General features: G+C 32.0%; 13 protein-coding genes. 7 read left to right on the plus strand and 6 right to left on the minus strand.

Translation table 11 applies throughout. The features are described from left to right. Window positions 1–4 precede the first annotated feature (4 nt). From truA to rpsI, 3 genes are all read left to right on the plus strand, one after another. Window positions 5–745, plus strand: coding sequence for a tRNA pseudouridine(38-40) synthase TruA (gene truA / locus I5776_RS00835; protein ID WP_202778569.1), 741 nt, complete (start codon window positions 5–7; stop codon window positions 743–745). A gap of 207 nt (window positions 746–952) precedes the next feature. After that, window positions 953–1,390 (plus strand): 50S ribosomal protein L13, encoded by a 438-nt coding sequence (gene rplM / locus I5776_RS00840; RefSeq protein WP_066226732.1) that lies wholly within the window; start codon window positions 953–955, stop codon window positions 1,388–1,390. Window positions 1,391–1,411: 21 nt separating this feature from the next. After that, window positions 1,412–1,804, plus strand: a complete 393-nt coding sequence (gene rpsI, locus I5776_RS00845; protein WP_202778570.1) for a 30S ribosomal protein S9 — start codon at window positions 1,412–1,414, stop codon at window positions 1,802–1,804. A gap of 68 nt (window positions 1,805–1,872) precedes the next feature. Here the strand turns inward: rpsI and I5776_RS00850 are convergent, their stop codons facing one another. From I5776_RS00850 to I5776_RS00875, 6 genes are all read right to left on the minus strand, one after another. Further along, window positions 1,873–2,787 carry a tyrosine-type recombinase/integrase gene (locus I5776_RS00850; RefSeq protein WP_246483866.1) on the minus strand — a complete coding sequence of 305 codons (915 nt, stop codon included), beginning with the start codon at window positions 2,785–2,787 and terminating at the stop codon, window positions 1,873–1,875. Window positions 2,788–2,921: 134 nt separating this feature from the next. After that, window positions 2,922–4,258 (minus strand): IS3 family transposase gene (locus tag I5776_RS00855; RefSeq protein WP_202778571.1). Its coding sequence is split into 2 segments (ribosomal slippage): window positions 2,922–3,871 and window positions 3,871–4,258, totalling 1,338 coding nucleotides; the frame shifts between segments, so codons are not numbered across the junction. A 220-nt stretch (window positions 4,259–4,478) separates the two neighbouring features. Continuing rightward, on the minus strand, window positions 4,479–4,676 hold the full coding sequence (locus I5776_RS00860) for a MerR family transcriptional regulator (protein ID WP_202778572.1): 198 nt from the start codon (window positions 4,674–4,676) through the stop codon (window positions 4,479–4,481). A 23-nt stretch (window positions 4,677–4,699) separates the two neighbouring features. Then, complete coding sequence (locus I5776_RS00865; RefSeq protein WP_246483867.1) at window positions 4,700–5,809, minus strand: replication initiation factor domain-containing protein; 1,110 nt, start codon at window positions 5,807–5,809, stop codon at window positions 4,700–4,702. A gap of 98 nt (window positions 5,810–5,907) precedes the next feature. Further along, entirely contained in the window at window positions 5,908–6,819 is a 912-nt protein-coding gene (locus I5776_RS00870; protein WP_202778573.1) for an FtsK/SpoIIIE domain-containing protein, read from the minus strand. A 388-nt stretch (window positions 6,820–7,207) separates the two neighbouring features. Beyond that, window positions 7,208–7,594 (minus strand): hypothetical protein, encoded by a 387-nt coding sequence (locus tag I5776_RS00875; RefSeq protein WP_202778574.1) that lies wholly within the window; start codon window positions 7,592–7,594, stop codon window positions 7,208–7,210. 213 nt (window positions 7,595–7,807) lie between these two features. Between I5776_RS00875 and I5776_RS00880 the strand changes: the two genes are divergently transcribed. The 4 genes from I5776_RS00880 (at window position 7,808) to I5776_RS00895 (ending at window position 14,412) form a co-directional block, all read left to right on the plus strand. Continuing rightward, window positions 7,808–8,845, plus strand: coding sequence for a helix-turn-helix domain-containing protein (locus tag I5776_RS00880; RefSeq protein WP_202778575.1), 1,038 nt, complete (start codon window positions 7,808–7,810; stop codon window positions 8,843–8,845). Window positions 8,846–9,223: 378 nt separating this feature from the next. Continuing rightward, the gene (gene radC / locus I5776_RS00885) at window positions 9,224–9,667 is read left to right on the plus strand and encodes a RadC family protein (protein ID WP_202778576.1); all 444 of its coding nucleotides are present in this window, start codon (window positions 9,224–9,226) and stop codon (window positions 9,665–9,667) included. 144 nt (window positions 9,668–9,811) lie between these two features. Continuing rightward, entirely contained in the window at window positions 9,812–11,692 is a 1,881-nt protein-coding gene (locus I5776_RS00890) for a site-specific DNA-methyltransferase (RefSeq protein WP_202778577.1), read from the plus strand. Between the two features lie 11 nt (window positions 11,693–11,703). Beyond that, window positions 11,704–14,412 carry a DEAD/DEAH box helicase family protein gene (locus I5776_RS00895; RefSeq protein WP_202778578.1) on the plus strand — a complete coding sequence of 903 codons (2,709 nt, stop codon included), beginning with the start codon at window positions 11,704–11,706 and terminating at the stop codon, window positions 14,410–14,412. The last annotated feature ends 114 nt before the right edge of the window (window positions 14,413–14,526 follow it).

Genomic DNA, 14,526 nt, shown 5'->3' on the forward strand with positions numbered 1-14,526 from the left:
AAACATGTTTCGATATAAATGCGTAATCGCATACGATGGCTCAAACTTTTCCGGTTACCAAGTTCAACCTAATGGGCGAACAGTACAAGGGGAGCTCGAAGCTGCTCTTAGAAGGATCCATAAAGGTGAGGAAGTAAAAGTCGTAGGTTCAGGAAGAACTGACGCAGGTGTACACGCAACAGGACAGGTCATTCATTTCGATACACCGCTAAATATTCCTATTGAGCGTTGGCCAATTGTTTTAAATAGTATGCTGCCTAATGATATATCCATTAAGCAAACTGAATTGGTTGATCCGGACTTTCATGCGAGATTTTCAGTTTTGAAAAAAGAGTATCATTATAAGGTATATACGAGTGCATATCGAGATCCATTTAAACATGTCTATGCTTATCATTATCCATATTCATTGAAAATAGACGAGATGGAGAAAGCGAGCAAACATTTTATCGGTACACATGACTTTACCAGTTTTTGTTCAGCAAAGACTGAAGTGGTGGACAAGGTTCGTACAATTGAGGCTATTCGTTTTGTGAAGAAGAAAGACGAAATAGAAGTTCATTTTATTGGAAACGGCTTTTTGTATAATATGGTTCGCATTTTAATGGGTACATTATTAGAGGTAGGTATTGGAAAAAGAAGTGCGGAAGAGATTCCTTCGATTTTGGAACAAAAAGATCGTGTAAATGCTGGAAAAACAGCTCCTGCTGAAGGACTGTATTTATGGAAGGTATATTATGATTAGTGTATTTTTTATTGTCAGGGTAAACTTGTCACCATTATTTTTATCATAACAACTAATCCAGGTGTAACATTGTCTTGACATTGACGTCATAAAAAGATATTATTACCTATGGTATGTTATTTAACCCCACAAATAAGCCCCGGAAACTTATTCGTGATAATAATAAATACGTAACAATTGAATTTTTTATTTATAGGAGGGTAACTAATGCGTACTACGTATATGGCTAATGCAAATAATATAGAACGTAAATGGTACGTTGTGGATGCTGAAGGTAAAACTTTAGGTCGTTTATCAAGTGAAGTAGCATCTATTTTGCGCGGTAAACACAAACCAACATTCACACCACATGTTGATACAGGTGACTATGTCATCATCATTAATGCATCAAAGATTGAATTAACTGGTAAGAAATTAACTGACAAAATTTACTACCGTCATACACAATATGCAGGTGGTTTAAAAACTCGTACAGCAAACGAAATGCGTACAAAATATCCTGAAAGAATGTTAGAACTTGCTATCAAAGGCATGCTTCCAAAAGGTTCTTTAGGACGTCAAATGTTTAAAAAGTTACATGTTTATGCTGGAGCAGAACATAAACATGAAGCACAAAAACCAGAAGTGTATGAACTTCGCGGATAATCATTAAGGGAGGGTATTATTTTGACACAAGTTCAATATTACGGAACAGGACGTCGTAAAAGCTCTGTAGCTCGTGTACGCTTAGTTCCTGGTAACGGTCGTATCGTTATTAATGGTCGTGAAGTAGAAGACTATATTCCATTTGCGGCTTTAATCGAAGTAATTAAACAACCATTAAACGCTACTGAAACTCTTGGTAACTACGATGTTTTAGTAAACGTTAATGGTGGTGGTTTCACAGGTCAAGCTGGAGCAATCCGTCATGGTATCGCTCGTGCATTATTGCTAGCTGACCCTGAATACCGTTCAACTTTAAAACGTGCAGGACTATTAACTCGTGACGCTCGTATGAAAGAACGTAAAAAATACGGTCTTAAAGGTGCGCGTAGAGCTCCTCAGTTCTCAAAACGTTAATAGGATTGTTGATATACCAACGTTTGCAAAGGTTTTTTGGTGCAAGTTGGTGCAAATTAACGTTAATCTTATAAAGTATTTAACAGATTTAAAGCATCGGCATCTTGCTGGTGCTTTTTTTCTGGCATTAATTCCAGATAATAATTTTGTGTCGTTTGTATATTTATATGTCCTAGTCGTTTGGATACATAAGCAATATCTATATCTTGAGCAAATAGAAATGACGCATGTGTATCTCTCAATCCATGAAATGTTGTTTTACTAATGTTTAATTTCCCCAACAGTTCGGCTAATAGTTCGGATTGTTTAAAACCACCAAAACTAAAAATATAACCATTTTCTTTCACTGGAATTTGGCGAATAAGTTCATACACCACTTTATTAATTGAAACATCACGTTTTGCATTTTGTGTCTTTAATGAAGTGTCATCAGAAGTAGGACTGATTGAATGTCTAACTTCTATTCCATATTCATAAAGACTCTCTGGTCTAATTGCTAGTAGTTCTCCACGTCGCATACCTGTTTCTAAAGCAAGTAAAACAAGCAAGTTAAACTCGTCCTCTGGATGCTGTATAACGTAATTGCGAAGCTTTTTAAAGTTCGTTATTGATAATGCTTTGTTTCGCTTTGGTGGATTTACACCACGTGTTTTTACTAATGGTGCAAAGTCATTTGCAATATAACCACGAGCATATGCATCACGTAAGGATGTTTTAATTTTAAGCAGCACTTCATGTGTTGTCTTGCGAGAGTGTGTTTTTGCATACTCATCAATTTTCTTCTGAACAACAATATCATTCAAATCTTTTAATTGGATATCCTGAAATAAATTTCTAATAATGCCTAACGTACGAACGTAATTCTGAAATGTAGTTTCTTTAACGTCATTAACCTTTACAAGATAAATCCAATTTTCGAAGAAGTCCGCAAATGTTGTCGTTCTGTAAGCAAGCTCTTTACCTTCTCCTTTCGCTAATTCCATCTCCAAAGCCCAAAGTTTCGCTTCCTTTTTTGTAATAAAAGTTTTAGATAGTCTCTTATGTTCTCCAAATCTGTATAAAGAAACTTGTGCTCGGTATAAAATGTACCCTTTGTAAAGGACATTTTTAAAAAAGGTTAGGCAGTTCTAAGAAGATGATCTCTGTATTGAACAGGGGTCATCTTTTTTAGATTCCATTGATATCTGTAATGATTATAATAGGCCATGTACTGCTTAATTTCTCTTTTCAATTCATCTAGTGTTGTACATGCTTTAATAGAGGCTTCATCTTTAAGATGGCCAAAGAATGACTCCTGAGGAGCGTTATCCCAACAGTTTCCTCTTCTTGACATAGATTGTCGCAATCCTAGTTTCTTAACTGATTTTTGAAAATTTGGATGTGTATAATGTACTCCCTGATCTGAGTGGATTAAGGCATCTTTTGCTTTCTTAAAATGTTTATTTTTTTGTAGTCTTTTAAGGGTGTCTGTAGCTAAATTAATAGTCATCCGATCGGATACATGATAGGCTAATATCTCTCCTGTGGATCCATCTTTTATCGCAGATAAGTAAGCTTTCTGACCTTTACTGAAAAATAAATAAGTGATATCTGTTAGAAGAACTTTGTATGGGATATCCTGTTTAAATTCACGATTTAAAAGGTTGGGTACTACTCTATGTTCCTGTGTAGCCTTCATAATTCGTCTATATGGATTTGCTTTTCTAATAGGGCAAATAATATTGTATTTCTTCATTATTCGTCTAATACGCTTTAAATTGTAGACAACATTAAATTGACCCTCCAATGTCATCTTGATTTGACGAGCCCCTTTTTTGCGTTTTTTAAAATTAAAAGCCTTTAAAACAATTTCCTTGACCTTTTGATCTTTCACTTCTCTTTGATTTCTTTTTTCCACTGAGGCCATAGTAAAGTATTTATAATATCCGCTTCTAGATACGCCAGCTAAATCGCATAAATAACTAGTCATTCTGTAAAGTTTGTATTTCTCTATAACAGAACGAATGAGTAAATACTTCTGGTATGGCTGTAAAGCTATTTGTTTTTCTTTAACCCCCTTTCTGCAAATCTGATCTTTTTTAGCAATTCATTTTCTGCCTTTAATAAGTTGTTTTGAGCCTCTAAACGAGCATATTTCTCCTCAAGTGTAAGTTCTCTTTCCGAAGGTCTACCCGAGTTTGTTTTCCTAGTATCAGTTAAACCACTTACTCCATTCTCTCGATAAGCTATACGCCATCTATCCGCTGCTGACTGCATTCTTTTCTTACCAATAACATTAATATCAAATCCACATTCCTCAAATATTTCCCTTGGCAACTTGCCTTTACTATTCTCAGTAACTAATAGTTCCTTAAATTCATCTGTATAAGTAATTCCCTTTGAACTAACAGATTTTACATAAGGATTTCCTGATAGTAGTTTTATCTCTCTTTCTGTAAAAAACTTTTTACTCATAATTTTCCCCAGTCTATTTTTTTCTTAATTATACAAAAAGAACCCTATAGAAAGACACTTTTTTTAAGTGTCCACTCTATAGGGTACATTTTAGTATGACTTTCCTCTTTTTACAATACTAGCCATACTATCAATCCCTTTCATAAAAATAGTTGATAGATGCTAGTTGAATACATCTGTATTGTATTCTGAAACTAGCATATTATCAACTTATAAAAAATTAAACGTATTTACTTTCTATAAATTCTGTTAAGGATTTAATTGTATATCGTTCTTGTCGGCCTATCATAAAACGTTCAAGATTGTTGTAAGAACGTATATATTTATCGAATGATTTGGGATCAATACCTAGAAATTGAGCTGCTTGTTCTCTCGTTAAAAGATATGGGTAATCTTTTGTAGTCATATTAATACTCATAATAAAATTGCCTCCTTTAAAATCTATACTTTGAATGGATATCCTTGTTTTCTATATAATGCAGTGAACTTTTTTAGCCATAATAAAACATCATCATTTGGTTCGTATTTTTCAAATTCCTCATAGAGAAATGCTACACACTTCATTAGTCCTTCATCTCCCCAGATATCCCGCACTTTGAATAAGTATGGAAACAGACCTGACCCATTTAATATGTGTAATTGCGATTTCTCTAGCAGATTCATACGAGGCGATGGGGAACTGAACATGAAATCCTTTTTATTAAGTAAATCTAGCATCTTTTTACTGTGGGTTGTAAGTCTGTCAGACTTAGCATAATAAAATTGATAGCGATCAGTTAAAGCGGATACGAGTAAATTTTTCAATTCAGTATCAGTATTGATGTTTACTATCTCATCAGTTAGGTCGTGCGCATAGGTTCCTTTAAATGATGCCTCAAAACGTACCCAGTCATCGTACTGTAAAGCCTCATCATAGCGAATACCCATAGTATCTAATTGTTCCTTTTTCTTATCATAGACCCTTAATAAGGCCTTTATATTTTTCCCTCTTGTTCCGAGGTAAAAAGTAGATGTTACATTATTATGTGTTAATCCTGATAAATTCGAGTTGTTTTTTCTACCGTAGGCAGTTCTAACAATCTGATTCTTCTTAGAAAGTTGATTATAAATCGTATTTACTGAAATCTTCTCATTAATAAAATCGATTGCTATATCAATCCTTGAAAGTCTAGAAGTGTATAATAAGCTGTTATTTATATTTGCAAAGAATTGGTGTAACTGTATTGACTGACCATACAGTAATTCGTATTGCTTTCTATATTCCATCCAAGCATGTGCAGAAAACTTTATGCAAACACCCATCTGAATGAAATCAATATGATAGGCAATTGCAAAATAAAAAGTGGCTCCCTCGCAACTATACCCAACTGAATAACCTTGTGGTAAGCTCTCTTTGGCATCTTGTAGTTTTCCAAATACTGTTTCAATCTTTGCCAATCGAACAAAGTCATTAATTATTATGTTTGCCATACTCTGCCATCCTTCAATAGAGCTAGGTCTTTTTGTTGTCTGGAGAACAAGTGTAAATTCGTCGACTTGAACATCTAACATGATTTCACTCCTTTCAAGTCAATAAACATTGATAAATCAGCACTGAACACGATTTACCTGTTTTGTGGAGCGGGGGTTTTTACAAAACCCCCGCTCGTTTAATCAATAAACTCATTTACTGCTTCTAGTATGTCGAAATCTAGATAACTAAAGTGACAAAGCTTAGGTTGATTTGCTACCAAAGGACAGACGAATAGTCCTTCACCTAATTGAAAATCTTTCTCTTTGGTTTCAACTCCTGAACCAAAAGCTGTTATATTAGTTTGTTTTTCTGCATTTCCGATTACAAATTTAACGGGAAGATTTTCACGTATATATGTCGGTATTAAGCTAGAATCGGATTTCTGCATGACAAACCAGATAAAGAAACCTAGTTGTCTTCCTTCTAAAACTACTTGTGTAATTAATGACATTATTTCATCACGTTTTTTCTTCTCCATTGATTGTAATTGGGATTGAAAACTAGCAAATTCATCAAAGATTAATACATGTGATGGATACCCAAAATCAGCGTACGTAGCTTCAAGCTTTGTTCCAAGTTTCTCTTTCAAATCGAATTTAGATTGCTTCATTAAATCAATAAAATCTTTTAATAAACTAACAATATCATCGAAGTTTGAAGCTGTATTTTGAGCGGTTATTTTTTCTCCCATAACAGATAGACTCGAGTTTTTAGGATCTACAAAGTAGAGATTATACATTTCTTTCTTGAGCAGCATTTGAAGAACCAAGGAATACAGTGCATATGTTTTTCCAGACCCTGTCTGTCCAACAAATAATGAACTATGCAGTGGTATTTTAGTAAATTTGTCTATGAATAGATGCTGGTCAGCTATATTCAATGTAAAATCTCGAAACTCATCTGAACTTTGAAAAGTAAGTTGACGGTTAATGTTGCTATCAAAAATTTCAAATATATAATATTTTTCATCCCTAGATAAATAACTTCTTTCTACAACATATCTATTTAAAGCAATCGATATATTGCTTGAGCTAAGATCTTTTTCCATATGAATGTTTTCAATATACAGTTTGCCAATCGATAATCCTTTTTCAAATTCAATTTTAATTCTTGGTAGTTCTGCTATTTTTTTATTAAGGTGAAATCTGGTGTTATAGTATCTTGAATCTATAAAAGCCTTTCTTAAATTCAGTACAGTAAAATAGTGGATAAAAGCGTACTTCACTCCTTTATAAGCTTTATTTCTTATCATCCAAATTAGAGATTGAATTGTAACTATCGAAGCGATGATAGTTATTAAATAGGGGTTACTGTATTGTGTAACCCCTATTTTCAATAGACTATCAGCAATCGAGATAATTAATGTAATTATTGTAAGGAAGATAAGTGTTGTGTGTACGTAAAAACCTCTTTGGATTCTACTTGTACTGATTTGCCTATTTCTTACTGACATTTACTTTCTCCACGTCTTCAAATCTTAGAATTAAATCAAACTCTATTACAAAAGATTTTTCTGGGATAAACCCAATAAGTTTAACGTATTCCCCTTTTTGTACGTCGATTGAAACTTTGTTATTTAACACAGTGACATCAAAAGTATTTAAAACATTGTTGTCACGTTCCAAGCCACTTTTTTTGTCTATTCCGTATTCTGTTTCATCTTGAGTGATTAATAATGTTAGGGTCACTCCACTTTCGTTAGGATCTTTTTTACTTGTGTACGGTCGTTGTGATACTAATCGGTAAAGATTGTGAGTATTCCTTAAAAATTCGTCTGCTTTAAAGTGAGTTTCCGTAAAGACCCAGGCATTTGCAATTGGCATGTTTGTTTCCCTCTTTCTATAAGTTATAGTTTGTGATAAAAGAATATTTCATTATTCTGACGGTAATTAACACCTCCATTGAGGATTATTAGCAATAATCTCCTCTACTTATTAGGCCTATCATTATCTTAGCTTTTATCTCGCACAAAAAGATGGTATATTATTGGTGATATAATAATTAAATTTCTACCAATTTTGAAAGAGGTGAAATAATTGTTAGACTTCGAGCAATTTTTATATAAGGAAATTGGGCTAAAGATAAGAAATTATAGAAAACAAGAATTAAAATTGACTCAAGATGAACTTTCAGCCATGTTGCAGACACAAAAGTTTACAAACATTGATAAGTTTAGAATTTCAGCTATTGAGAATGGCAAAAGTCATAAAGGTAAAAATCCTTATCTATTAACGGATCAGCAAATTGAAACATTCTCTAGTATGATGGGCTATGACAGAAAAGAATTTATATTTGGAGACTATAATACAAGGAAAGTGAATGTAAAAATATTTTTATTAGCTTTAATTATGAATAGCGAGAAGAACAAAGAAAATAATTATATTATTCCTTTTATGTCTTTTTTATTTATATACAAAAATAAAAAAGACATAATGAACGTTCTTTATAAAAATGAAGTGACAGGGGGCAATGAAACAGTAGACAAGTATTTCTCTGGGATAGTAAACGCTAAAACTAAACTTGAAGAGATATATCCTTTCTTTGCAAATGAAAAAGTATATGAAAAATTTCAGAATTTTTTAAATGAACCTTTTTCTAAAATAGAGTTGTTGTCTAATTTATTAATAAAGTTGATGTTTGGAGATTATGAATTTGTAAAGTACTATCTTGTAAGAATTCAAGAGATTTGCGAAGAAGATAATTCCAATGAAGTAGCATACTCTTTTCTGGAAAACAAAGGAATGATAGCAGGAAGATTAATTGGTAATAAAAATGGATTATATATATTTGTAAACGCATTTGAAAAGCTGTGGAAAAGACATGAAGAAACTTTTGTAGAATATTTTAATGAGCATTTATTTAATAACGTTAATAAAACTAATTTCAAATTTAAACACTTAAATAATGATTTATTTAATAATGTTGCAACAAGCGAACACTTTTCAAGCTTACTCTTTTCATTGTTAGAAAAGGATAGATTTTCTATAGAAACATCGGATGGACATTATCTTTTCTACCAACATATGCTCAATAAATATGAGGACAAGGAAGTTGAGGATTCTATTGAATTTTAAATTAGGTAAGAAATCATATTTATGCATTATATCATCAAGAAAAAAATCAAAAATAAATAATTGAAATGGTGGTATAATAGTTGTTTTTTCCTTTTCAGCCCCCCTAATTGTAATCTCCTAATGCATCCGTAATTCATGGATGCATTATCGATTATGTAAAGGGTCTTCGTTCTTCGGATGTTATGAGTCAGCCAAGTAGGATAAGGGTGCGTAAGAAAGCAATTAACGCTTTTAACGCACCCTAATTCATTGGGCTTCCCCAAGACATATACGAATCACTTGATAGCTTTGCTACTTACGCCACTTGACATTAATCGATGCGAAGATTCTCTCTGTGGTGACCAAAAAGGTCAAAAAATAATAGAGAGGTTGATCTAGATGGAAACCATTTTAGAGATTGTACGCATTGAACAAGTAATTCGAGAGGCAGAAGAAGGAGTTAATTACATTATTCGCAGTCCAGAAGATGGAGCAAAAATAGCATCTCGCTTTATTGGTCGTGATGATCGTGAAGTGTTTTTTGTTATGTGTTTAAATACGAAAAACAATGTTGTCGCAGTACATCGTTGTCATGTTGGTTCATTGAATGCCTCACTCGTTCATCCGCGCGAGGTGTTTAAATCGGCAATACTTAATAATGCAGCAAGCGTTATTCTAGCTCATCAACATCCTAGTGGTGACATAACACCTTCGTTGGAAGACATTAACGTTACAAAGAGATTAGTCGAAGCTGGTAAGTTACTAGGTATTGAAGTGCTTGATCACTTAGTAGTAAATAGTGATAACAGTTTTACTAGCCTGAAAGAAAGAGGCTACATATAGAAGGGAGAATTAACTCCCTTTTTTCTTCAAGGTATATATTACTATGATAGAATAAAGCAGAGAGAGATGATATTCGATTTATTAAAGTGTGTTGCAAATATGAATGAAACTAATATTATTTATATATTTAGGGAGTGAGCGCCAATGGAAACAAAAATCAATAAAGAAATAAGGAGTACATTAGAAAAATTTGGTGAAAAATATTTAATCGAAGATAGTGTCAATAAAAATAAAGTCATCCAGGATTTAGATGCGTATGATAACGAGCTATTGGGAGAGTTTATAGAAAATGAAACAATAAAAGAAAACTTCACAATTAATATTAACGGAAATATTGTTCTTCAGACAAATAAATTAATCGAATTATTTGAAGCAGATGAATACTGGCAAGACTCATATACAAAATACTCAAAAAAAATAGGTTTAACTGTAAACGGAAAATTCATTGATGAATCGACAGATGTAGTTTTAGATTTTCCTTATAAAGATACCGTTTTAAAAGCAAGTATGTCTAAAGAAGATACAGATAAAGATGATTTAAGACCAGATGAGCCATTTTTAAATGAAGTTATTGCAAAAGAGGAAATTGATGTTTTGTTAGATAAAAAAATATTAGTTAATGCAAAGAAATATGATAAAAATGGAGCAAATGAAGTTAGTGAATTCAGTGATGATGATAATTTAATTATTAAAGGAAATAACTTGTTAGCACTACATACATTAAAAGAAAAGTATGCTGGAAAAGTGAAACTAATATATATTGATCCCCCATATAATACTGGTAATGATAGTTTTAATTATAACGACAAATTCAACCATGCATCTTGGTTAACATTTATGAAAAATAGAATAGAAGTAGCGAAGGAAATACTATCTGATGAAGGGTCAATATGGGTTACCCTTGATGATGTAGAAGTCCATTATTTTAAAGTACTATGTGATGAAATATTTGGACGGGAATGTTTTATTAATACTATTGCTTGGAGACATTCTGATAATAGCAATAATAATGCATTAGTTTTTTCAGAGGATTACAATTTTATTCTTGTGTATTCAAAGAAATCTGGTTGGAGACCTAATTTTATAAATGATCCAGAAAAAAGGAAACACTTCAAAAACCCTGATAATGACCCTAAAGGTCCTTGGTTTGATGGTAATCCAGTCAACAACCCAGGATTAAGGAAAAATTTACAGTTTAATATTACAACTCCTAGTGGAAAAATCATAAAACACCCTGCAAATGGATGGCGTTGGTCTAAAGAAACAATGAAGGAAAAATTTGAAACTGGTGAACTTAGATTTTCCAATGATGAAACAAGGGTCATAAGAAGAACATATTTAAAAGATATGGCAGGACTTCCACCATCAACATTATGGACCAACTTAGAAAATACAGGGCATACCAGAAAAGCTAAATATGAATTAAAGAAACTTTTCCCTGATGTACCAGTAACAAGTTTATTTTCTACACCAAAACCAGAGTTATTAATTAAGTATATTTTAGAAATTGCAACAAGTGAAAATGACTTAATAATGGATTTCTTCATGGGTTCAGCTACTACTCAAGCAGTGGCTCATAAAATGGGGCGCCAATATATAGGTATTGAACAAATGGATTATATTAATTCAGTTTCTATACCACGCTTACAAAAAGTAATTGAAGGTGAACAAGGTGGTATATCGAACGAAGTAGATTGGCAAAGTGGAGGAAGCTTTGTTTACGTAGAATTAATGGAAAAAAATCGTGGTTTTCTAAAATCTATTAAAAATGCAGAAAGTCAAAATGAATTGCGTAAAGTTCTTAATTTCTTGATAGAAGAAGCAGAAATTGATTTTAGAATTGACTTAGGAAAAGTAATAGAGACGTTACATGAATTATCATTAGATGAACAAAAACGAATATTAATTAAAATTATTGATAAAAACCAACTTTATTATAATTATTCGGAAATAAACGATAAAAATGTTCGTGATTTAATTACCGAGAATGATTACAAGTTTAATAAAAGTTTTTACAAAGATTGAGGTGAATAGAATTGTCAAAGAAAAAGAAACTAAAGCACTTGTCATTACCTTTATATGATGAATTGAAAGAATTGGATGATAGTTTATTTAACGAACAAGCTGCTTGGAGTACGCCGGGTTACATAACGGATAATATGGTTCATACTTTTAGATATTATCAAAATACAGCGTTGCGTTTTTTTCATTATTCGCAATCTAATAGTGCATTTCAATTTAGAAATGTTAATCACGTCTTGTTTAATATGGCGACAGGTAGTGGGAAGACCGATCTAATGGCTGGTCTAATTCTTTATCTTTATCAAGAATACGGCTACCAAAACTTCTTATTTCTAGTAAATACGAATGGAGTACTTAATAAGACGATTGATAATTTAACGAACAAAGTTTCAAATAAATATTTATACTCAAATCAAATTGAGATAGACGGGAATCGAGTAGACATCCAAAGGGTAAATTCTTTTCCATATAATCAAAGTAAGAATACGATTTATCTAAAATTAGCTACCGTTCAAAGTGTTGCATCTGATATTTACACACAAAAAGAAAATTCTATGGGTGAAGAAGATTATGCTAAAAACAAAGTTGTTATTTTAGGTGATGAAGCACATCATTATTCTGCATCAACAAAAACTGAAAAAGAAAAGGAGCAGTCATGGGAAAAGGCAATTTCTACAATCTTAAATGCTAGAAAAGATAATCGTTTATTAGAATTTACAGCAACGATTGACCTTGAAAATAAGAATATTTATGAAAAATATAAAGATAAAGTATTATACCGTTATGCACTAGATAGGTTTATTCAAGATAAATATTCTAAAAACGTAAAAAGAATTCAGTCTAGTAATACTGATATAGATAATATGCTTAATGTAATTTTATTAAGTGAATACCGAAGAAGGTATGCTTTGGAACAACATGAAACATATATAAAGCCTGTTGTCATGTTTAAATCACAACGAATCGAAGCATCTAATGAAGCGAACGAGAAATTTAATGATTTAATAAATACATTATCCGCAGTTTCACTTAGGGAATTCTTAAATAGACAAGAGCGGATTGTTACAGAAGAAGATAGTGAAACGTTAGCTTTAGCTTACAGATATTATAGAGAAAATATTGAAAGTCTAAATGAGATTGTGCATGATATAAAAAGAGAGTTTGCCTCTAATCGAATAATCAATGCAAATGATACAAGCCAATCAGGAATCTTAGAAAAAGGGCATTATGAAGCATTAAATAGTTTAGAAAGCCCTACTAACTTATATCGTGTTGTTTTTGCGGTTGCTAAACTAACCGAAGGATGGGATGTTCTAAACTTATACGATATCGTTCGTTTGAGTGATGATCCAAAAGTTTCAGGTACAAAGGCAACAACAATGTCAGAAGCTCAATTAATCGGTAGAGGTGCGAGATATAATCCCTTTTTATTAAATGGAGAGCGTTCGTATCAGAGAAGATTTGAAGATGATAGTGTAGATAGTTTAATCTTAGAGACAATACACTATCATACAATTAATGAACCGCAATATTTAAAGAACCTAGTAAATTCATTGAATGAAATGAATTTACCAACGGGTGAAGATAAAAAGAATCCTTTACTAGACGTTAAGGTTAAAAGTGAATTTAAAAAAACAGAAGTTTGGAAATACGGAAAAATTTACTATAATGAGACGGTTAAAGTTAGCGATGACTATTATAATTCATTAGATAAATATGGAGTTGATAATAAAAGTGATATTGTAATTCCGTATATTTCCTCTATGCAAGAATTAGGATATCGAGATGGAGAAATTAGGGAAGATTATTCAAATGCTTATAATCTCACTGTTGAATTTGACCAGCGTTATCTAAATAAAGTGATGAATCGTATTTCATTTTATCACTTTAATAATTTAAAAAAATATATTCCTCTATTGGGAACAAGAGACGAGTTCTTAGGGGAAAGATGGCTTAATATTTTCAATCGGACAGTTTATGTTACAGTACCTCGTACAATGGGAAGTAATGCGTTAACCCCGAATGAAAAGATTCATATATTGGAAAAGTACTTTCTAGAAGTTGCCAAACAAATTAAATCGGGATATAGCAAGCGACGTGGTACGGGGAAATTTATTGGTTATCCTATCAACGAATATATTTCAAATTACCGTAAACGTGTCCCTAATTATGACACGTCTAAAATGGTTTTGGACGGGAATCCACAGAATGTACAACGTTACGAAATTAAAGAGAATTACTTTGTGTATGATTCGGCAATTATAAACTTAACTGAAAGACAGTTAATTGATAAGATAGCTGAGCGTGTATCGGAATTAAAGGAAAAATATAAAGATGTGTATTTAATTCGAATGGATGAAAATATGCATAGAGAATCTGCAAAAAATCATAAGTTAAAACTCCACCAATTTGGAAATGGTCATGATGGAATACATTTAGAAGGATTCCAACCTGATTTTATTTTATATCTAAAAAATGCAGACTACATAGTTCAGATTTTCATTGAACCAAAAGGAAGAAATATTGAAGAAGAACAATGGAAGGAAGATTTACTCATGTATATAAATGAACATGAAGCTGAAATAATGTTTGAAGATGAGACTGAAAATGTAAAAATTAAAGGTGTCAAATTCTATACAATGAACGATGGAAGATATACAATAAAACAAATTGGTGAAATTGCATTAGGTAAGGAATTTAAAGGTTTAAGTATACAAAGCTAAAAATTGTATTCAACTAACATCTATCATTTTGGTTCAAATTGGTTCAAGTAAAGTCATTTTTAATCCTTTTTCATACATTTTTATCCGTATAACAATTCCCGAAACGTTGATATA

This window comes from Heyndrickxia vini, from assembly GCF_016772275.1.
Lineage (GTDB): Bacteria > Bacillota > Bacilli > Bacillales > Bacillaceae_C > Heyndrickxia > Heyndrickxia vini.

Excerpts from the sequence above, each read along its gene's own strand:
- I5776_RS00870 (WP_202778573.1), bottom strand. The coding sequence starts at position 6,819 with ATGGAAAAAGATCTTAGCTCAAGCAATATATCGATTGCTTTAAATAGA.
- I5776_RS00850 (WP_246483866.1), bottom strand. The coding sequence starts at position 2,787 with ATGGAATTAGCGAAAGGAGAAGGTAAAGAGCTTGCTTACAGAACGACA.
- I5776_RS00890 (WP_202778577.1), top strand. The coding sequence starts at position 9,812 with ATGGAAACAAAAATCAATAAAGAAATAAGGAGTACATTAGAAAAATTT.
- rplM (WP_066226732.1), top strand. The coding sequence starts at position 953 with ATGCGTACTACGTATATGGCTAATGCAAATAATATAGAACGTAAATGG.
- radC (WP_202778576.1), top strand. The coding sequence starts at position 9,224 with ATGGAAACCATTTTAGAGATTGTACGCATTGAACAAGTAATTCGAGAG.
- truA (WP_202778569.1), top strand. The coding sequence starts at position 5 with ATGTTTCGATATAAATGCGTAATCGCATACGATGGCTCAAACTTTTCC.
- I5776_RS00875 (WP_202778574.1), bottom strand. The coding sequence starts at position 7,594 with ATGCCAATTGCAAATGCCTGGGTCTTTACGGAAACTCACTTTAAAGCA.
- I5776_RS00860 (WP_202778572.1), bottom strand. The coding sequence starts at position 4,676 with ATGAGTATTAATATGACTACAAAAGATTACCCATATCTTTTAACGAGA.
- I5776_RS00865 (WP_246483867.1), bottom strand. The coding sequence starts at position 5,809 with ATGTTAGATGTTCAAGTCGACGAATTTACACTTGTTCTCCAGACAACA.